The organism is Cognataquiflexum rubidum (genome assembly GCF_022538115.1).
In the GTDB taxonomy this organism is placed as follows: domain Bacteria; phylum Bacteroidota; class Bacteroidia; order Cytophagales; family Cyclobacteriaceae; genus Cognataquiflexum; species Cognataquiflexum rubidum.
This window is the reverse complement of record NZ_JAKZAL010000004.1, coordinates 126,658-146,438: the sequence shown is the minus strand read 5'-3', so window position 1 is coordinate 146,438 and position 19,781 is coordinate 126,658. Positions and strand designations below refer to the sequence as shown.

Below are 19,781 nucleotides of genomic sequence, written 5' to 3'. Positions count from 1 at the left end.
AAAAGGCTTTAAGATTTATTTTCAATTAGATTAGTGATGATTTCATCAATCTTTTCCTGGTTGTTTTGGACAAACAGTACACCTGCTCTTTTCAAAGCAGCCATATTCTTTTTGGTGGCATTGGCCATGTCAGAATTGGCATCTCCGATCGGCGGTTCTAGGCGGATATATCCCTGCCTGTTATTTCCTGCATCAAAGAGCCATTCTAATTGATGTGAAACTGTCTCAGAATTACCTGACATCATGATATCGATCAGAGGTTTGATCCATTCTACCGTTCCAAAGTTTTTTGCTTTCTTGTAAGGAATGGGTTTTTTGACCGAACCGGTACCGATTGAGATCATCATCATGTCCTTGGAAGTTGGATTGGCGACGTAGTCAAAGATACATTTTCTAACTTCGGCATAGGCACACATCGCTGGATTATTGGCAAATACACCCCCATCAATTAACGGAAAGGATTCCGCTGCTTTGGATTGGATCAAGGCCGTCTCAAAGTAGGTAGGAGCAGCAGATGTTGCCTGACTTAAGTCTCTGACATAAAAATCCTCCGCTTCGCTTTCAACGGCTTTGGAATGCTTGAAAAACTTCGCCTTTCTAGCTTCGATATCATAAGAAGTAAACAGGCATGGGCGAATCAGCTGGCTCAAAAGCGTATCCCCAAAGTAATCATTTAAAGATTTTTTCAAATTGGTGTTCGAAAACTTCTCGTCTTTGAGTCCATTGAATGATTTGACTTTTTGGGAAAAGGGATTGCTGAAAATCTCTTCTCCGTTTTCCAAATACAATTGAACTACCTCTGATAATGTGTATTTGGGTTTTTTGGGATTGCTTTCACTGGGCATGAGCATCCCGCAACCCAATATGCCACCAGTGCTTGTCCCGGCTACAAAGTCAACATAATCGACTAGCCTTGCATCAGGATCGAATAAGCGGTCTTGCAGCTTTTGTTCCATCAGGGCCAAAATTGTCCCTGGGATAATTCCTCTGATTCCACCTCCATCTATGGAGATGATGGTTACTTTTTTCATTGGGATTTGGGTCTTGTTAAAAATAATGTATGTATGCAGACAGTAAAGCGAACTTTCAATTTTCTTCAGTCTAAAGCTATTCGGTACTGATTTCTAATTCTAAATTTAACACTTTAGAGGAATCTATTTCGCAGTAAAAGCAAAGAAACAGAACCTTTTTTTCCCGAAAAATTTCACTACAAAAAACTATTTTTCCTTTTTAGCATAAAGAAAAATTTCAAGAAAAAACAAAAATTCCCAATACAATGCTTGTCATTCCGATAAGCAGCAAAATCAGGGTTGGTTTCCAAGTAGCCTTCATCCAATCTTTATAAGAAATACCCGAAGCAGCCAAAATGGCCATCAGTGCCCCATTGGTCGGTGTGACCAAGTCCATCAGGCCTGCGCCATATTGGTACGCCAAAACCACCACCTGTCGGGACATTCCAATCAGATCCGCAATCGGTGCCAATAATGGCATCGTCAAAACAGCCTGACCTGAAGTACTCGGGACAGGAATATGCAATATACATTGACCCACCAACATGGAGACGGCGGAAAGCCCTAGCGGCAAACCTTCCAAAGGGCTGAATAATCCGAGAATAATAGTATCAATAATCTGTCCTTCCTGCATGATCAGGTAAATGCTCCGGGCCATTCCCACTATCACACCGGCAAAAATCAATTCTCCAAAACCCTCCGAGTACGCCCTTGCGGTACCGTTGATTCCAAGGTTTCCAATTAACCCTGCCGCCAACCCCAAAACAAAAAAGATGGCTGACATTTCATTGTAATTCCAATCCAAATTGGTCAATCCATATACCATAAAACCAAAAGTTAGCGCAACGAGAACCAAAATTATAATGTGGGAATTGGACAGACTTTCCGGCTTTTTATCTGACATATCCATTTGGAAGGAATTGTCTTTTCCGGTTTTGATAAAATATGTAATCCAAAAGCCCAAGGCCAAAGCAAGAAAAACCAATCGATACAGACTTCCTGAAAATACAGGGACTTCAGCCACTTTTTGTGCAATGATTACTCCGAATGGGTTGGTCGGACCGAATGAACCGCCTATCACCGCTGAACCCAAGCTGAAGGCAATGACCGCGGTTTTGGAATATCCGATTTTGGTGGACAAAACCATCAGAAGAGGTACCATGGCAATTACTTCCTCTTGAAAACCGCTCAGGTTGCCCATAGCCGCAAAGAGAACTCCTATAATTACGGTCAGAAATGATTTGGCATTGTTGAACCTGAAAATCAAAACTTCCAATCCACGGCTGAAAGCACCGGTTTTCTCAACCACATAAAAAGCACCTCCAATGATCAAAATTAAAACCACTACCTCAGCGCCTTCAATGAACCCTTCGGGAATACTCAGGAACATCTTTCCAATGCCAACAGGGTTGTTATCATGTTGCTTGTAGCTACCCTGAACCACTATTTCCCTTCCTGTCGCCTCATCCAATACCCTGCTATAAGATCCAGCGGGGACTACATAGGTAAGCATTGTAGCTAAGCCTATAAAGACAAGCATGATGATCAAAGGGTGGGGGAAGGATAGTTTCATGGTGGCTAGCAGGATTTAATCCGATAAGTAAAGATGTGGAAATTTTTTGTTTGGTTAAGGTTGGGGAGGGGAATTAATCTTACACTTGATTTCAGTGCTGTGGTCAAAAATTTATGTTTTCAGGTGGGTTAAATCGCCTTTCCATGCGGGTTCAGGACCAAATCAGAAATTTGTTTTTGGTGCAGACCAGGATTTTTTGGATTGGTAAAGTCTGACCCTTTTCTCATCTCTAAATTGGAAACTGGGGACGAAATGGATGGGAATTTGCTTAAGTGAAAGATTTAGATTTGATGACTATGACAAATTCTTTTGGAGGATAGGTTGGTAATATATAATTCGGTTTTTTCAGCTAACGTGCGTGCATTATTCAAAATTTAGAGTTAACTCCTACATTTTCTCCTTAATCACTTCTGTACAAGATTTTTTTTCATTATTTATTACTAAGCCTTCAAAAATGAAACCCAATCTTTTGATATTCAAGGGTTTCAAACTATATTGACTTTTTGAATTTCATTGATTTACCACTTATATTATTGTCAATATGATTTTCAGCCTGATTTTTTGTCTTTTGAACCTCTTGCAGCCTGTGGGTGAACGACCCGTGACCTATGTTATTCGTGATTCGGAATTAGATGAAGAGTTTAATATTTTGAATATTATGCTGTATGGCACGGTTTACTATTTCAAAGAGATCGAGCCCACATCCGCGGCAGAGGCGTATGAAAAGTTTTTTGCGGGTGAATTCGTCCGTATACCTCAAAGGGCACGGTTCAACAAAGGTTTTCAGGAATTTGATTATTGGTTTGCAACTGATATAGAGAATATGACCAATAGGGAGCATCAAATAACATATGATGCTTACTATGGTTCTTTTTATAGAATCGATTATTATGAGTTTGATGCGCATGGGAATCTCTTAACAACTGATGCGGCCGGATACTCTGTTCCTGGAAATAAGAGAAAACTTAACCACAGAAATGATAGTTTTGAAGTTGTCTTACCTCCAAGATCCAAGAAAACGCTTTTTATAAGGGCGAATTTTATGGGTGGAAAAACGAGTTCAGCATTCTACAGTGGTGAATATCAATCGGTATTGAGAGATTCTGGATGGAGGGCGTTTTTAGTTGGTTTGATTTCCGGAAGGTTATATGCGATAGCAGTTTTGGGTTTTTTGGTTTTTTTGTTTTTCAGGCAAAAGATTTACCTGTTTCTTTCCCTTTATATAGGATTTGGTATATTGATTTTTTTGGATGCAGACCAAAGCATCTTGGATGTTTTAGACAATGCAACCTATTTAAAAACAGGTCCTTGGTTTGCGCCAATTTCGAGTTTGTTATTCTCTACTTTTGCCCTTTTGTTTACGCATGAGCTTTTTCGAATCAATCTGAAAGAACAGACCCTAACTCTTTGGATTCCACGATTTGGGATGTTTCAACTAGCTTATGTGGGCATTTGCCTGCTGCTGTTTTTTAACTTTCTTGAGCCTAAGGAAATGCCGATTTTCTACACTATTTCTCAATATCTGGGAATTATCAATTTGGTTTTGTGCTTGGCAATTTGCTTTGTTTATTTCAGGGAAAATAGGGCATTGGCAGGTTTCGCATTGACCGCAAATCTACTTCTAGCTTTTGGAGGGATTGTTTATTTCGCTACTAGCTTAGGATCTACCCAATTTTTGCCGTTTGATTTTGGTTTTATAACGTATGGTTTGACGTTCAACGTCCTTATCATCATCATTGGCTTAGTATACCAATTTCTTGTTTCGCAGGAGACAAAAATCCGCCTCCTTACTGAACAAAACCAAATTGAGCAACAGATGGTCAAACTGACCATCGAAGCCCAAGACAAAGAGCGGCAGCGCATCGCCAAGGACCTGCACGATGACTTGGGTTCTAACCTTGCGATGATCAAACTCCGCATGGAGCTTTTGATGGAAAACCAAACCAAGCTGAATCACAGTAACCAGAATCTGGAAGAAATCCATCAACTGCTCGACGGGGCCTGCAGGGACCTGCGCTATATTTCCCACGAGCTGATGCCTGCCGACCTCTCGACCAAGGTCATGCGAACCATGGTTGAAGAACTCGTGGAAAAGCTCTCCGTCCAGAAAAGAGTTGCCATCCGCGCCCAAATGGAAGAAATTCCCATCCTTTCCATAGATACCAAGGTGAATCTATTCCGGATCATCAAGGAACTGATGAACAATGTCCTCAAACATTCGAAGGCCACCGAGGCTAGTATCCATCTCTTCCAGCTTCCCGATTCCGAAACCATTATATTGGAAATCAACGATAACGGCAAAGGCATGCCCAAGGAAGTAATGGAGGGAAAATCGAAAGGCATGGGATTGAAGAACCTGGAAAAGAGGGTGGAATATTTGAATGGAAAACTGCACATCCAAAGCAGTGGTTTGGGAACTTTGATTAGGGTCGATATACCCTTGGTATCAAATCAATTGGCTTATGAAGAAAACAATACTGATCGCTGACGACCATGACCTCTTTGCAGGAGGTTTGAAACTTATTTTGGAGACCATGCCCTCATTTGAAATGATTGGCAAGGTATCCAATGGAAAAGAACTGATAGATTTTTTGGAGAACCATGACCAGGTTGATTTGCTTGCCCTGGATTTAAGTATGCCTTTGATGGATGGCATGCAGGCTTTGCCATTTTTACAACGGAACTTTCCTTCTTTGAATGTTTTGGTCGTCACAGGTCAACATACTACTGCCACCATGGAATTGTGCAGGAACTTGGGTGCTAAGGGATTTGTGGGCAAAGATGCGAGTCTTGCCATTTTTAAGGAAGCCCTGCAAGAAGTATCAGAAGGGAGGGGATATTTTCAACCTGTTCGCGCCGGTATGGAAAACAAGGTTTATGCTATTGATGATACTTTTGAAAAGCTCAGAGAGACCTACCAATTGTCCTCCAGAGAAATGGAGATCATCCAAATGATTCTACATCAACAGGAAACCAACGCCATAGCCCAAAAACTCCATCTTAGTCCCTTGACTGTAAAAACCCATCGTAAAAATATTTTTAAAAAGCTTAAAATCAACAATGTAGTGGGACTTATGAATTTGCTGAACGAGATGAAGGGGTGAGGACTACTTCTTTTATTCTTTTGAATATAAAAATGATCTAATGGTCAAAAATAGTTGGTAAAATACCTTTTAACGGTCTGAATTTAAATTGATTACAAACACTTTGTTGAACCGGTTTCAATCGGCAGATTAGCTGTTTTTGAAAATTTTTCCGTCACCAATTATAGGGATTTTGATCCTAACCAGGAGCTACCTTAGGCATAGCCCGTTTGCTCTTTTTTCAGAAGAAAAAGAAGTTCATGAAAAGCGTCCTTTGTGGCAGATAGGTCCCTTTTTTCCCAACTTTTCATCCCAATTTCAATTAGCTTATAGGCATCTTCAGGCATTCTTTGCTGACTTGAATCCAAGAAACTTTTGCTATATTCCACGGCTTTTTCCCAATTCTCCTCTTCCACGGCCATCCCCATCAAAGGTCCTTTGTAAAGAAACTCTATGGGATTGGATCCTGGAAATTGCTTATATGCTTCGATGGCAGACCCTAGAAATTGATCGGCTTTCTCCCGATTACCCAACTTCCAATATGCCCATCCTAAAATGCTATCGGAAGCACCGATATAGTAATGGCTATTGACTGATTTTGCCAGATTCAAGGAGGCTTCTGCATAAGCAAGGGTTTTTGACAAATCTCCTTTTTTCCGCATGGCGAGTGCGATATAGGTTTTGCTAATAAGGAGAGAATCCATATCCCCCACATGTTCGATATATTTGAAGCTTTCCAAAAAAATCTCTTCGGCCAAATCATGTTCATTTCTCCACATTCGGGCAAAACCTGATATAGCCAATGCCCTTCCAATCAAAGCTTTATTACCTATTTGCTTTGCCGTATCCAATTGCAGATTCAGCCTGTCAATCATAAAATCAGGAAGTTGGAAATATCTGAAGCGCCTAAGGTCTGAAAGGAAAAGTGTTCCGTACAAGCGATTCTTTTGGACAAGATTCCCAAATTTTTCAATAATGGGATTTACCCGATTAATGGTTTCATCCAGTTCTGGTACTTTATTTCCAAAATAATAAGCCCAAGCCAAATCCAATTGAAGGTCGATCCATTCTTCTATCCACATTTGGCCATTTGCTTCGCTGAATTCGCCTAAAAGCTGCTCTGAATCCTGATAATTTTCGATCATTTTTGGAAAATTTCGTGCCGCATTGAATGCCAGTCCCTTTTTCCGGATAATCTGCGCTTTTTTGATGATGTGTTTTGGATCTAAATTGGCAAGTGCTTGGTCCAATGCCTTAAGTGCCTCTTCTGTTTCTCCCAATAAGCTGTAAATCCCTCCAATTTTCTCTAAACAGTATTCCAATTCCTTAATTTGGATGCCGTCGTCCTTTTTTTTGATTTCCTCAACAGCTTTGAGGTAAAGATTCAGTGCCTCCCGGTTGGAATAGTTTTGTTCTGCTTTTTCGGCTGCTTTTTGGAAGTAATTGGAGGCTTTCGAAGGTTCCCCTCCTAGGGAAAAATGAAAAGCCAAGCTTGGTGCCAATTCATCGAGTTGCTCAGGGAAAATGTCTTCCATTGACTTAGCGGTCAGCAAATGAAGCGCCTTTCTTCTTGAAATCAATAAACTCTGGTAGGTCACGTCATGGGTAATGGCATGTTTAAAGATGTATTCTTCGCTTTCCCTGTTTCTGATAAGTGTTTTCTTTAGCAATTCATTTAGGGATTGGTCAATGTCAAACCTTGGAGTCTCCTGTTCGATAATCAGTTTTAATACCGAATCCTGAAATATCCTCCCAATCACAGAAGCATTCTGAAGTGTATGTTTGCTGGTAGCAGGCAAACGATCGATCCTTGCTGCAATCACTCCCTGTAGGGTATCCGGAACCTGCAGATCTTGGATTTTATCACTTACCGTAAATCTGCCGGAATCCAAAATCACCATTCCCGTTTCAATTAAGGAACGAAGCAACTCTTCCAAAAAGAAGGGGTTGCCTTCTGATTTTGAAAGAATCATTTCCAATGTTTTGGAGGGTAGGTTGTCTATTTTCAAAAGGTTTTCCAATAACTCGGCACTTTGCTCTGCTGATAGTGGACTGAGTTCTAATTTTTCGGGATTGAGGTCCAGTTGGGTAAGATTTTCAAACCACTCTGAGATATTTTCTTGTGTCCGACTCACTATCAAAAAGAAAATCGGGAGTTTTTTTGATCCTTGGAGGATGTGTTGAAGGAGTTGGATAGAGGAGGCATCCGCCCAATGAAGATCTTCCCAAACCAAAACCAAGGGACTGTCTTTAGCCAGTTGGGTTGTCAATTGGGCAAAAGCATCCCACATTCTGACTTGAATTGCAGAAGGCATGACGTCCTTAAAAATCTCCTCAAATTCCTGTTTCAATGGAAGTCCCCGAAGTCTGGATAAGTATGCCGTCCTTTGAGTTGACTGATTGAGAAATTTTTGCTCAAGAAAACTCTCCAAAATATCGGATACAATATGAGGAGGAGTGTCTTTCTCTACTTTTAAAATATCATCCAAGAGGGAATTGACTATTTTATAACTTACTGATTCTGTGTGTGCAAAAGCGCGTCCTTCAAACCATTGGAAACGACCTGAGAATTTGGTGCGTAACTCTGAAACAAGCCTGCTTTTTCCCATTCCTGCTTCTCCCAATAGGAATAAAACTCCGGCTTTTCCTTTATCCAAATTTTCCAAGCCAACCTCAATTCTTCCCATATCCTTTTCCCGTCCAATGATGGGGGAGAAAAGTCCATCAAAGCCCCTTTCCCTTGTGATATACTTTTTGATTGCCTTTAGTAAATAAATTTGGACAGGTTGAGATTTTCCTTTGAGAGAAATGGGCGGCAAAATGTCAAATTCAAAGTAGGGAGAAGTGAGTTTATAGGTGGTAGGACCAATAAAAATCTGTCCGGATTCGGAAGCACCCTCGAGTCTTGCTGCAAGGTTCACTGCGTCTCCCATGACAGAATATTGCTGTCGATACTCAGAACCTAAACCTCCCGCCACGACCACGCCTGTATTGATCCCAAAATGCATCCCCAAGCGAAGACCTTGGTCTTGATTGAATTGATTCAAAGCTTCCATCATATCTAAGGAAGCCCTTAAGGCCATTTCGGCATCGTTTTCTCGGGCTATAGGTGCTCCGAAAAGAGCCATGATTTCATCACCGATAAACTTGTCTATGGTGCCACCGTATCTCTCGATGATCGGAACCAATACATTGAAGCAGCCATTCATGATTTCTCTGACTCGTTCAGGATCCAATTTTTCAGAAAGGGCCGTAAAACCGGATAGGTCTGCAAACATGACCGTTACCAATTTTCGTTCGTCAAGGCTTTTTGGTTCCTGAGGAATATTTCTCAGCGTTGCGAGCTTTTGTTTCAGGGGTTCGAGGGCCAAATCCACAATGGTATCTCCCAAAAGCTTCCGCTGGGCTTCAAGTGATTTAATGGCTTGTTCTACTTGCTGAATCTCGTTCACCCGATTTATTTTTTAGCCTTCGTGACAAAATGGATAGAAGAATTTATAAAAAAAATGGGGTTAAAATTCATGATTTAGGATGGAAGATCGAATTTTTGACTCAAAAATTCTTCAGGGTGAATCAGTTTAATGTCAAATTCCTCTGCGGTCTTTTTCATATCTCTTGGTAGCGCATCGTTGTTTGCGACTGCATAGTTCAATGCCATGATATTGCCTGCTGCGGGATTGAACAAGGGTAGTATTTTGGACATCAATCGGATCACAAAAGGCGGAGTAGACTTTATTTTTAAGGGTTTCCCGTAAAGCCGTTCGAATATTTTCTTGATATCCAAAGGAGAAAGTCCCTCCGGGCCGCCTATTTCAATAGTCCGATTGATTGCTTTGGGATTAGTAATGGCGGCAATACAAAAGTCTGCCACATTCTCTACGCTTATAAATGCGTTTTTCCTGTCTCCCTTTCCAATGACGTTGAAGGTTTCCTTCTGCTCAATATCATTTTTGATTCCTGCGAAAAAATCATTTGAAAATTTAAATGGTCTTTCAACGGTATTGACCTCAGCACCTCGAAGAGGGACGGTGGTTCCAAAGAAAGGAAAATATACCTCCATAAAAGCAGTAGGCTGTATAATGGTATAGGGCAAGCCGGAACGTTTGAGATGACTTTCCACCTTCCTTTTTGCCCGACTCAAGGGGACAGTATTTTCCCATTTGGGAAAAGGCAGGGCAGATACATAAATGAATTGTTTTATCCCGGCTGATTTTGCTGCATCAATTAATGCTATGGTTCCTGATTCATCCGTTTTTATTAAATCATCCCCTTTCTGACTTGGGGTAGCGGTAGTCGCAGTAGTGACGATGATATCAATATCCCTCAATCCGGTTTCAAATGTTTTGGAATCCAACAGATCCACTATGCGAAAATTTACATTTTGAAGCCTCTCTAAAGGTTTGGTATTTGATGTCCTTCGGTGGCCTGCAAAAATGGAATGAGCGGTTTTCTGTTCTGAAAGTTTTCGGACTATAGTAAATCCCAATTGACCTGTGGCTCCAACGATTAAAATATTCATAAAAAGAGTATTTAAGTATTTCTAAATTTACTCGAAAACCATTTTTGTAAAAATACCCCAAATGGGGTATTTTATTCTCGGTATTTTAGTTGGATTCAAACTTTATCAACAACCTTTTTAGTTAAAAATACCCCTTTAGCAGTATTTTTTTATCAGGTTCTAAATCAGAAATTTAAAATAGTGTAAAGATTTATAACTCATCTTTTTTGCTTAAACAACATTCAACATGGCAAAGATTATACTATCAGTCGGTGGGGTCGAAGGACATACCTTCCCGGTTCTTCCCATAGCCAAAGGTTTGGTTCAGTTGGGCCATCAAGTTCATTGGATTGGAAGTGGTAGTTTCCGGGAAGCCATCGAAAAAACCGGGTCTATATTCTATCCCATTCCTGAAGAATTTGATCCACATTACCTAGGTATTCCGATCTATGAATTCCGTCCTGCTTTGGCAAAGAAAAAAGGAATGGACCAAATCAAAGAGTATTTAATGTGGTTTTTTGATGAAGTAGGGGAGTTTTTTGATACTTTTAATCAGTTGATAAAGGAAGTTCAGCCGGACATTTTTATAGGGGATCCGGTTAATTTTTCCCCCTTATTTTTTGGAGAAATCCTTGGAAAACCAACCATCAACCTTCATGTCGTTCCACCACTAATCCTCAGTCAGGATACAGCTCCATTTGGTTCGGGTTTGCTGCCTGGGAAAAGTCCCTTGATGCGGGTTAGAAACAGAATATTAAATTACCTCGTTGACCGGGTGCTGTTCAAAGATTTGACAGCCTATGGGAATCAAGTCAGGAAAAGACTAAATCTCCCCACATACCAAGGCTTTTTTGGTGATTTCAACAAATTTGTCGATCGTGTTTTGATTTTATCAGTACCGGGATTTGACTATGAGCGGTCTGATATGCCCGATAACCATCATTTTATCGGTCCTTCCATTCCTAAATCCGATCACCATTGGGAAAAACCGGATTGGTGGGGAGATCTGGAAAAAGCAAAGAAAGTCATTCTTGTCAATCAAGGAACTATTGCCAATAGCATTCAGGACTTGATCATTCCAACGCTGATCGCACTAAAAGATGAACCCGATACTTTGGTGGTGGCCGTTCCGGTCAAAGAAGAAATCCCCAACCTCCCTGCCAATGCCCGTGTGGCACCCTTTATCCCTTTTGCCAACCTCTTGCCCCATGTGGACTTACTCGTCACCAATGGAGGATACGGAGGAACCAACATGGCTTTAGGTTTTGGTATCCCGATGGTGATAGGGGGAGCGACGGAGGATAAGATGGAGGTGGCCCAACGGGTGACAGTTTCGGGAACAGGCATCGATATGAAAACCATGAAGCCCACTCCGCAAAAGCTGAAGGCCGCCATCCAAGAAGTGTTTACCAATCCCAAATACAAGCAAAACGCCCTGCGTCTTAAAAAGGAAATCGAATCTTACGATTCTGTGGCTTTGGTGGATCAGGCGATTAAAGAGCTTTTGGAGAAGTACAATAAGAAAAATAAAGTCCTTGTTTGATATCACTTAACACAACCGATTATGAAAAATGTATTGATTACAGGCTGCAGTACCGGACTGGGTTTTGAGACCGCAGCGCATCTGGCAAGAAACAGCTACAATGTAATTGCCACTATGAGGAATCCTTTCCGAAGCCCTGAACTCGGGGAATTAGCCAAAAAAGAAGGTTTGCCCATCACTATCCTCAGCATGGATGTAGATCAGGACGAATCTGTCCGAAATGCCTTTCAGGAGGCTTTGGACCGATTTGGACCAATCGATGTTTTGGTCAATAATGCGGGAATTGCCTCAGATTTTCCTTTGGAGGAAACATCATTGGAACTGTTTCAGCAGATTTTCCAGACCAATGTATTTGGGGCCGTACGCTGTATGAAAGAGGTCATCACTCCGATGCGGAAGCGAGGAGAGGGATTGATCATCAATCTCTCCTCCATCGCCGGAAAAACCCAATCTCCAAGCATGGCAGCTTATGCAGCCACCAAATCTGCTCTGAATACCGTAAGCATGAGTCTCGCAGGGGAGGTGGGAAGGTTTGGAATACGGGTGGCGATCGTCGAACCGGGATTTATCGATACCCCCATCCTCAAAAAATACGATACGGCTTTCCAATCCATTTATCCCAACCGAGAGCAATTGACTGCCTTGGGGCAAGCTTCTGTGTCACTGACTAAAGCGCATCCCATCGTGGTAGCAGAGAAAATACTGGATATCATTACCGGGAAATCCAGTACTTTTTCCAATGTGGTAGGTCCCGATGCCGAGCCACTTTTGGCCTTTAGATTCTCGATGAACGACGAGCAGTGGATCGAAAACGGAAAAATGGATACCGAAACCTTTGCAGAAGGAATGCTACAAATGGGAATGGATATCAGACCGTATTTGTCTCTGGTTCCCAAAGCTTGACTTTTTGGTTAAATCAAAAAGGGTTTAAAGTGCACTAAGGCCATTCCGTTTTGGGATAGCCTTTTTTTATCAAAAGGATTTTCTAACTTAATGAATATGAACTGGTTGATTTTTATAAAAAAATGATAGCTGTGAGAATTGGGCTTGCTTCTTTTTTGGTGTTCACTTTTTGCCTTGTCAGTAGGTTGGAAAATGCTTTTGCCCAAACCGTCAAGGGCCATACGATTTCATTTGAAGAACATGACGAATACCTTGCTTATAATTTGAAGGACTTGGTTTATTTTTTCGAAGAAAAGGAGCCTTTATCCTGGGATCAAGCCTATCAAAAATTAGAATTGGGAGAATTTGAACTGCTGGAAGGAAATGTGTTTTCCAAGGGATTTACCAAGTCGATCTGGTGGTTTGCTTTTCGTTTGGAAAATCCTGCCGATTCGGAGGTGGAAATGGTGATCTCCCCTTACCCGCCTTTTGCAGAAGTAATGAACTATTTTGCCATCCGTGAGGATGGAACGCTTGCAAAAGAGATCAAATCAGGAACTCAGGTAGTCAGGACACAGCGCAATGTCAATTACCGGCTATTCTATTTTGATATGGTAGTACCCCCTGGAGAATCCATGTATTGTTTATTAAGGATGGATACAAGGGGTCGGCACACCTTTACTGTTTTTTATCTGGATACGGAATGGCAGTTCTGGAATGATGAAGTTAGAAGGACCATTTTGTATGGAGAAAATTTGGGAAGGGTGACTTTCATTATCTTTTTGGGATTCATCTTGTTGTTTTATTTTAAGAAACGCTTGTACCTGTATTTTGCGCTATATCTGATGGCACATATGGTCATTTTTCTGGACATGGATGCCTATTTGTATGAGTGGTATCAAGGTCCAATTTATGATAAAGCGGCTCCTTTGATTGTTCCGTTTTTTAGTCTGGTGTTGGCCTTGTTTGTAGTGTATTTCAATTTGGAATATTTTTCAATCAAGCGGTTGAAAGGCACTGCTTTTCATTTTATTTCTTATTGGATCAAAGCCATATGGATCATGCTCTTATTGGTCTTGAGCACCTTGGCCTTTCCGTCAGGGTATGGATTGAAGATTTTTATTTATGAGGGTTCAATCTACTTCGCAATGGCGACATTGGTTCTGACACTGTGGATCTGTATAAATCAATTTAAGAATAAAAGGTGGGAAGCTCTTTTTGCCTTCGTTGCCAATGCCTTTCTGTCGGGAGGGATGTGGTTCTATTTTATTTCAATCCTAGGTTGGTACTATTATCATCCTTATGAGATGGTGTTTCAGGGCTATGGAGGTTTATTCAATGCAGCCTTTCTTGTGGTAGGCATGGTTCACCAATACCGTCAGACCCAAAAGGATAAGGACAAATTGGTCGAGGAACAGATCAATACCGAAAGGGAGGTCCTGAAGCAATCGATACAGGCGCAGGAAAATGAGCGGTACCGGATTGCCAAAGACCTGCACGATGACCTAGGCGGAAACCTCGCCTTGATCAAACTGAAAATGGAACTGTTTGCCGACAAGCATCTTGAGAAAACAGATACTGATGAGTTTGATGCATTGGTCAGACTAATGGAGGATTCCTGTAAGGACCTTCGCTACATTTCTTATGAACTGATGCCATCTGATTTTTCATCCAAGGTTCTCCGAACGATGATTGAGGAATTGTTGGAAAAGATCAATTCACAAAAAAAGCTACACTTCAGCTATAAGGTAGGGGATTTCCCTCCCCTTAATATGGACGTCAAGATCAATATCTTCCGAATCATAAAGGAACTGACCAACAATATCCTCAAGCACTCCCAAGCCACCCAAGCTAAAATCAAACTTGAATTGGATGAGGATTCCAACGAATTGAAGCTGGTTGTGGAGGACAATGGTAGAGGGATTCCAAAAGAAATCCTTGATGGAAAAGTAACGGGAATGGGGCTTTCCAACTTGAAGAGCAGAGTCAGTTTTCTAAATGGCCGATTGGATATCCGAAGTAGCGGTTTGGGGACGAGGGTCAGTATTTGGGTGCCGGTAGTGGGTGAAAGGTCTGGTTCGGTTAATTGATGAGCCGGTAATATAATTCAACCCCTCTCGGGGTTGGGAGGAGCGTCAACCGTCTTTTCTTTTTACCACCGGATTGGCATCCGGGGCCAATAACCTGTCGGTCTTCAATCCCTATCGGGATTTTGAATGTGGGATAATCGAAATGAGCCTGTCCTGAAGAATCCCGGGAGTTGGAATTCCTTCAGTACTTATTTGAACCCAATGAAAAAAGCCACCATCTGGCGGCTTTAAAAAAGATCATTTTAAAAAGAATTAATCTCCATCCCAAACCCCCTGTTGCATACGGCTGTCCAACTCATTGAAGTAAACCACAGAAAGTGTGATCAAGCCATTTTCAATTTTAAAAGTTTGGTGGATGTCCAGATAAATTTCTTTTCCTGAATCTTTGGATTTACCTATAAATACACTCCATAAGAATACCCAATTTCCATTGTATTCTGGAATTTCGTCCCCCGACACATTTACACTGATCATTCTGGTGCGGTCATACCTGACTTCAGAAGTCATATCCCAAATGCTTTTGATATTCCGGATCATATCATCCTTGGTTCCTGGAGAATCCCATCTTGGTCCAAATTCAACATATTTAGCAGCATGTGTCTGCCCCAGCTGTGCTGCATTTTTGGAAGAAATGGTATTGATATACGCCCTTACCACAGCTTGATCTTTATCCCCGTTGGGATTGAGAACAAAATTACCCTGCGCTTGAATTGTCATCGAAAACAATATCAGCAGCATAGTCGGAATAAAAAGAAGTTTTTTCATAGCTTTTGTTTTTTCAGAAAGCTATTTGAAAACCATCTAAGATAAAATACTGCCTAAGTGGTATTTCCATAGATTAATATTAGTTGATAATACACCTTTTGGTGTATTTTTCCACATTCTATTTTTTTTGAGTTTTACGTAAATTGATTTCAGGAAGAAGAAACCGAAAAAAGTTTCTGAAAATTTTATGGGGTCTATTTAATAATCAAATTAATAATCCAATGAATACACACCCAAAAAAAAACCTTGTAGCCATTCAAGGTAAGCGTGGAGAGTTACTTGCTGCAGCTGTGATGCTGTCCATCCACGGACTTGAGGTATCTGTTCCAAAAGCATCAATGAAACCTATCGTTGAACAGGCTTTATTCCATCCGGATTTTAAAAAATAATAATTATCAATAAGGTTTATAATTATTTATGTATACAAGCAATTATGCCAGAAGATTGGACATACATATCAATTCTCTTCTGAAGAATGAAATGCCCGGAATATCGCTTCAGTCTTCCGTCCTGATTAGTATAACCATCAATGAAATTCCATCTTAGCGACCCTATCTTTAGACACATAATCCTTGGGAAGATACTTCAGCATCTGCTTTTTAAAAGCGTGAAAATCCACAGTAATGGTATGCCTAGGAGTATCTATTTGCTTGTAATGAGGGTGTGTTACCTCTTTTTCGCAAAGTTCTTTGATATTGGAAGGTCTATTCCATTTTCCGGCGATTTCCCTTGCCATGATTTTTGCCTGTAATTCCGCTCCCGGCCATATACAGCCTAATGGTTGGAACATCCCCACAAAATAGAGATTCCGGAATTCGGGATGGAACATTTTGAGGTAAAGTGGGACCGGACCTGAACTGTAGTCAATAAACTTTTTATCAAAGAAAGGGTGGGAGAGGTAGTAGCCGGTGCAAGCAATGACAGTGTCATACTCTTCCTCCATACCATCTTCAAAAATCACCTTTTTCCCTTCCAATCTTTTTATATCAGGTCGAGGTTTCACTTTCCCATGTCGGATTTTATAAAGCAGTTCATCATTGATCGTAGGGTGGGTTTCGCCGAATTTATTTTCCACTTTTCTCAAACCATAAAGATGGTTGTCACCTACCATTATTTTGAGTAAAATATCGAAGAAAAAACTCCTTATTTTCAAGGGAATCCATGCACTTCTTTCACCGATTTTGTCTGAAGGTTGGCCAAAAAAGAACTTTGGGATGATTCTATAACCACGTCTCCAGGAAATGGCAGTCATTTTACTGACTCTGCTGGTTTCCACAGCGACATCGCAGGCGGAATTGCCGCCACCTATGACAAGGACCCGTTTATCCTTGAATGGTTCAGCCTTTTTAAACGTGTGAGAATGCAAAAATTCCCCTGTAAATTCTCCCGGGTAATTTGGCCACCTAGGATTCCAATGGTGGCCGTTGCAGACGACGAGATCTGAAAATTCTTCAGTTTTTTGGATTCCACCTGTTTCAGTGGTAATCTCCCATTTATTTTGGCTGATCCATTCGCAATGAATCACCATGGTATCGAACCTAATATGTTCTACCAAGCCAAAATGATCAGCATAAGCCTGAAAATACCTTCTCAATTCATCATGGGATGGATAATCAGAAACCGTGGTATCAAAATCGTCAAAAGTAAAATCCGAATATTGGGAAAGGGTTTTGGAGCTGATGATATGGGTGGTTTCAAAAACGCTGGAGTGGCCTTCATTTTCAGAATAAACCCAGTTTCCGCCCACTTCTGAATTCCGGTCAAAGCATATTGCGTCAATACTTTGGTCCAAGAGATTTTTCAAAGCAGTAATTCCGGAAGGACCAGCCCCAATGACTGCGACTTTTTTAGGCATATTTTTCTATCAGTTCTTTGGACATCATAGCTGTACCTATGGATGCCTTTGCTTCAATTGGCTTCAAATTATCAAAAAATCCGGTTTCAGGAACTTTAACATCAATAATATATTTCAAGCTTTCCTTAGGGGCATATTGGATTAGGCCGGCTGCAGGGTAAACCAACATGGAAGTGCCGATTACGGCAAAAATATCCGCTTCGATGGCGGCATCGATGGCAGGTTCCATCATTGGGACCATTTCTCCAAACCAGACAATAAATGGTCTCAATTGACTTCCTTTTTCACATTTGTCTCCCAATTTGATTTCCCAACCATCCATATCATAAACCAAAGAGGGATCAACAGTACTTTGGGATTTGAACAGTTCTCCATGGAGATGGATGATTTTGGAGGAACCGGCTTTTTCATGTAGGTGGTCCACATTTTGGGTGACGATGGTTACATCGAAGTATTTTTCCAACCTTACCAGTTCCAGATGGGCTTCATTGGGTTCTACAGTCAGAGCCTGTTTCCTTCTTTGGTTATAAAAGTCAAGCACAAGTTCCCTGTTTTTTCTCCATCCTTCCGGAGAAGCGACCTCCATTACATCATGTCCTTCCCAAAGTCCACCACTGTCACGGAAAGTGCTGATTCCGCTTTCGGCAGATATTCCCGCACCTGTTAATACTACCAGTTTTTTCATTTATGATGGTTAAGACTCTCAAGAATGATATTTGTTTTCTTCAGTTGGGATTAGATTCAAACATTAACATACCAATTTGATAATCTTTATCCAAAAAATCTTCTGTTATTATTAAAATAACGGAACATAAAAAGGTAATATCTCAAGATCTTCAAATACGGATCTTTAATTTAATATAGTTTTTAGGTTGTTGATCCCAATGTTTCACTATCTGAGCCTTTACCTACATTTATTGATGCAGAGATTTCCTCGGTGTTGCATAATTATTCTATTCTAAATAGACCGATTTCACCTGAAAATAATGTCAACCATAAATTATTTCCTAGTTGTACCAGTCCATCCACAAATAGATTCGGCCTACTTTCGGATTGGATCAATTCCATAGATCCTTTTGAAAGATCCACTTGATAAAAACCACTTACCCGATGTTTATCCTTGTCGATTCCATATTGAACATATACTAAAAATTTGCTATCGATGATCCTTGTTTCTGAAGGCAAGTGGTACACCACATTTTTTTCCAAACCAGAATCAAAAGCAGGTAGACCATCTCTTTTACCAACTACCAATTTTGGAGTGTAACCCTCTTCATAGTCTTCCAGACTTAAGCCATGACTAGAAAAAACAATATCTTCCTCTTGATTGTATTGAAGTAATGAAGTTCCTTGAAAAGGAGTTAATTCTTCACTCAATGTGCCACTTTCAATATCAAATATTGAGTTTCCGAATATTTTTTGACCTATAACATTTTCCCTAATACTATATCCAAAAGCAAAAGCAGGGACCACTTTCCTTTCATCATTTGAAAGATTTACAACCGTAAGGGTTCTATCACCATCTTTGACTGGATTGGCATAAACGATATGCCCATTTGTTACGCGTGTTAAACTGCCCCCATTTCCTGAACTGATACCAAATGGAAAAGAAATTTTCTCTTCCACATCATATAAAAGAATTTCAGATTCATAAAAGCTTTCATTGACATGTAAAAATTTGTTTTTATCTACAGCTCTCAATTTGCCACCTATTTCGCCATCTAATTTTAAAAGTTCTCCGGTACTTAACTGTAGTCTATAGTGCGCTCGCTCATTGTTCTTAAAATCGAATAAAAACATAAAATCACGGTCGGGAGTCAGGTCAAAATCATATAAGCGCTCGAACTTCGCAAGAGGTTCATCGGTCATCTTGGCTTTGAATTCATGCTTGTAATCGGGTAATTGGTAGATATTGATACTGTCCTTATTCACCCACTCTTCAACAAACAGTTGGTAAGAGTCTTCGTTTTTGAATTTATAATTTATCTCGCCGATATAATCGTGCTGATGATATTGTCCTTTCTCAAGAGTGGCAATTGCAACCGTATCCGAATTCTTATTCAACAGGATTATCTTATTGAAGGTCTTTTTATTATTAATGTGCGACAAAAAAAACTCCACACTTTCTTCAGATTGGGGAAAAGTGGAGAAAAAAAGCTTTTCTGATTTATAAATTATCTCAGGATTTGAAGAAACAATGGGATCTGGTCCATTTAAATATTCGCAGGAGATTAGGAAAATGGAGGCTAATGCAATAGATAAAATTTGATTTTTCATATAATTTAAGGGCAATTAGAAAAAGTAAGAACATACATCTCAAGCAAAGCAATCCTTCTTTTTTGAGATCTATAATTACAAAGTTAATTAATTCCTTCTCAATTATGAAAGAGTTAGGTTAACTTTAAATTAATTTGTGTAGAACAATAATTGAGGTTTTTATTTTTTTTATTGAAACAACTGGATCCCTTGGTAAGTATCCATT

General features: G+C 40.4%; 14 protein-coding genes. 6 read left to right on the top strand and 8 right to left on the bottom strand.

Annotation, left to right across the window (positions count from 1 at the left end; genetic code table 11):
* Window positions 1–8: 8 nt before the first annotated feature.
* Window positions 9–1,031: a patatin-like phospholipase family protein gene (locus MMU05_RS06505; RefSeq protein WP_241140868.1), complete on the bottom strand. Its 1,023-nt coding sequence runs from the start codon at window positions 1,029–1,031 to the stop codon at window positions 9–11.
* A gap of 217 nt (window positions 1,032–1,248) precedes the next feature.
* The gene (locus MMU05_RS06500) at window positions 1,249–2,583 is read right to left on the bottom strand and encodes a YfcC family protein (RefSeq protein ID WP_241140867.1); all 1,335 of its coding nucleotides are present in this window, start codon (window positions 2,581–2,583) and stop codon (window positions 1,249–1,251) included.
* Between the two features lie 541 nt (window positions 2,584–3,124).
* Here MMU05_RS06500 and MMU05_RS06495 point away from each other — a divergent pair.
* Window positions 3,125–5,071 carry a sensor histidine kinase gene (locus tag MMU05_RS06495; protein WP_241140866.1) on the top strand — a complete coding sequence of 649 codons (1,947 nt, stop codon included), beginning with the start codon at window positions 3,125–3,127 and terminating at the stop codon, window positions 5,069–5,071.
* Window positions 5,046–5,687 carry a response regulator gene (locus MMU05_RS06490; RefSeq protein WP_241140865.1) on the top strand — a complete coding sequence of 214 codons (642 nt, stop codon included), beginning with the start codon at window positions 5,046–5,048 and terminating at the stop codon, window positions 5,685–5,687. The genes MMU05_RS06495 and MMU05_RS06490 overlap by 26 nt, the downstream gene beginning before the upstream one ends.
* A 194-nt stretch (window positions 5,688–5,881) precedes the next feature.
* Here MMU05_RS06490 and MMU05_RS06485 read toward each other — a convergent pair whose 3' ends face one another.
* Window positions 5,882–9,118 carry an adenylate/guanylate cyclase domain-containing protein gene (locus tag MMU05_RS06485; protein WP_241140864.1) on the bottom strand — a complete coding sequence of 1,079 codons (3,237 nt, stop codon included), beginning with the start codon at window positions 9,116–9,118 and terminating at the stop codon, window positions 5,882–5,884.
* Between the two features lie 74 nt (window positions 9,119–9,192).
* Window positions 9,193–10,185 carry an SDR family oxidoreductase gene (locus MMU05_RS06480; protein ID WP_241140863.1) on the bottom strand — a complete coding sequence of 331 codons (993 nt, stop codon included), beginning with the start codon at window positions 10,183–10,185 and terminating at the stop codon, window positions 9,193–9,195.
* Window positions 10,186–10,411: 226 nt separating this feature from the next.
* Here MMU05_RS06480 and MMU05_RS06475 point away from each other — a divergent pair, with 226 nt between their 5' ends.
* The 3 genes from MMU05_RS06475 to MMU05_RS06465 all read left to right on the top strand — a co-directional run bounded on the left by MMU05_RS06475 (window position 10,412) and on the right by MMU05_RS06465 (window position 14,679).
* Window positions 10,412–11,707, top strand: coding sequence for a glycosyltransferase (locus MMU05_RS06475; protein ID WP_241140862.1), 1,296 nt, complete (start codon window positions 10,412–10,414; stop codon window positions 11,705–11,707).
* A 21-nt stretch (window positions 11,708–11,728) separates the two neighbouring features.
* Window positions 11,729–12,610, top strand: coding sequence for an SDR family oxidoreductase (locus tag MMU05_RS06470; RefSeq protein ID WP_241140861.1), 882 nt, complete (start codon window positions 11,729–11,731; stop codon window positions 12,608–12,610).
* A 122-nt stretch (window positions 12,611–12,732) separates the two neighbouring features.
* Window positions 12,733–14,679: a sensor histidine kinase gene (locus MMU05_RS06465; protein ID WP_241140860.1), complete on the top strand. Its 1,947-nt coding sequence runs from the start codon at window positions 12,733–12,735 to the stop codon at window positions 14,677–14,679.
* Between the two features lie 252 nt (window positions 14,680–14,931).
* Here MMU05_RS06465 and MMU05_RS06460 read toward each other — a convergent pair whose 3' ends face one another.
* A complete protein-coding gene (locus MMU05_RS06460; RefSeq protein ID WP_241140859.1) occupies window positions 14,932–15,444 on the bottom strand; it encodes a nuclear transport factor 2 family protein in 513 nt (170 codons plus the stop codon).
* A gap of 221 nt (window positions 15,445–15,665) precedes the next feature.
* On the opposite strand from MMU05_RS06460, the gene MMU05_RS06455 reads away from it, so the two are divergent.
* Window positions 15,666–15,833 carry a hypothetical protein gene (locus MMU05_RS06455; RefSeq protein ID WP_241140858.1) on the top strand — a complete coding sequence of 56 codons (168 nt, stop codon included), beginning with the start codon at window positions 15,666–15,668 and terminating at the stop codon, window positions 15,831–15,833.
* A 137-nt stretch (window positions 15,834–15,970) separates the two neighbouring features.
* On the opposite strand, the gene MMU05_RS06450 is transcribed toward MMU05_RS06455, so the two are convergent.
* The 3 genes from MMU05_RS06450 to MMU05_RS06440 form a co-directional block, all read right to left on the bottom strand.
* Window positions 15,971–17,299 (bottom strand): flavin-containing monooxygenase, encoded by a 1,329-nt coding sequence (locus MMU05_RS06450; protein ID WP_241140857.1) that lies wholly within the window; start codon window positions 17,297–17,299, stop codon window positions 15,971–15,973.
* Window positions 17,292–17,984: an SIR2 family NAD-dependent protein deacylase gene (locus tag MMU05_RS06445; RefSeq protein WP_241140856.1), complete on the bottom strand. Its 693-nt coding sequence runs from the start codon at window positions 17,982–17,984 to the stop codon at window positions 17,292–17,294. Before MMU05_RS06445 ends, MMU05_RS06450 begins: the two co-directional genes overlap by 8 nt.
* A 263-nt stretch (window positions 17,985–18,247) precedes the next feature.
* Window positions 18,248–19,576 carry a hypothetical protein gene (locus tag MMU05_RS06440; RefSeq protein ID WP_241140855.1) on the bottom strand — a complete coding sequence of 443 codons (1,329 nt, stop codon included), beginning with the start codon at window positions 19,574–19,576 and terminating at the stop codon, window positions 18,248–18,250.
* Window positions 19,577–19,781: the final 205 nt, after the last annotated feature.

Coding starts and splice junctions, on each gene's coding strand:
- MMU05_RS06475 (WP_241140862.1), top strand. CDS start 10,412: ATGGCAAAGATTATACTATCAGTCGGTGGGGTCGAAGGACATACCTTC.
- MMU05_RS06445 (WP_241140856.1), bottom strand. CDS start 17,984: ATGAAAAAACTGGTAGTATTAACAGGTGCGGGAATATCTGCCGAAAGC.
- MMU05_RS06490 (WP_241140865.1), top strand. CDS start 5,046: ATGAAGAAAACAATACTGATCGCTGACGACCATGACCTCTTTGCAGGA.
- MMU05_RS06440 (WP_241140855.1), bottom strand. CDS start 19,576: ATGAAAAATCAAATTTTATCTATTGCATTAGCCTCCATTTTCCTAATC.
- MMU05_RS06495 (WP_241140866.1), top strand. CDS start 3,125: ATGATTTTCAGCCTGATTTTTTGTCTTTTGAACCTCTTGCAGCCTGTG.
- MMU05_RS06470 (WP_241140861.1), top strand. CDS start 11,729: ATGAAAAATGTATTGATTACAGGCTGCAGTACCGGACTGGGTTTTGAG.
- MMU05_RS06505 (WP_241140868.1), bottom strand. CDS start 1,031: ATGAAAAAAGTAACCATCATCTCCATAGATGGAGGTGGAATCAGAGGA.
- MMU05_RS06450 (WP_241140857.1), bottom strand. CDS start 17,299: ATGCCTAAAAAAGTCGCAGTCATTGGGGCTGGTCCTTCCGGAATTACT.
- MMU05_RS06455 (WP_241140858.1), top strand. CDS start 15,666: ATGAATACACACCCAAAAAAAAACCTTGTAGCCATTCAAGGTAAGCGT.
- MMU05_RS06460 (WP_241140859.1), bottom strand. CDS start 15,444: ATGAAAAAACTTCTTTTTATTCCGACTATGCTGCTGATATTGTTTTCG.
- MMU05_RS06480 (WP_241140863.1), bottom strand. CDS start 10,185: ATGAATATTTTAATCGTTGGAGCCACAGGTCAATTGGGATTTACTATA.
- MMU05_RS06465 (WP_241140860.1), top strand. CDS start 12,733: ATGATAGCTGTGAGAATTGGGCTTGCTTCTTTTTTGGTGTTCACTTTT.
- MMU05_RS06500 (WP_241140867.1), bottom strand. CDS start 2,583: ATGAAACTATCCTTCCCCCACCCTTTGATCATCATGCTTGTCTTTATA.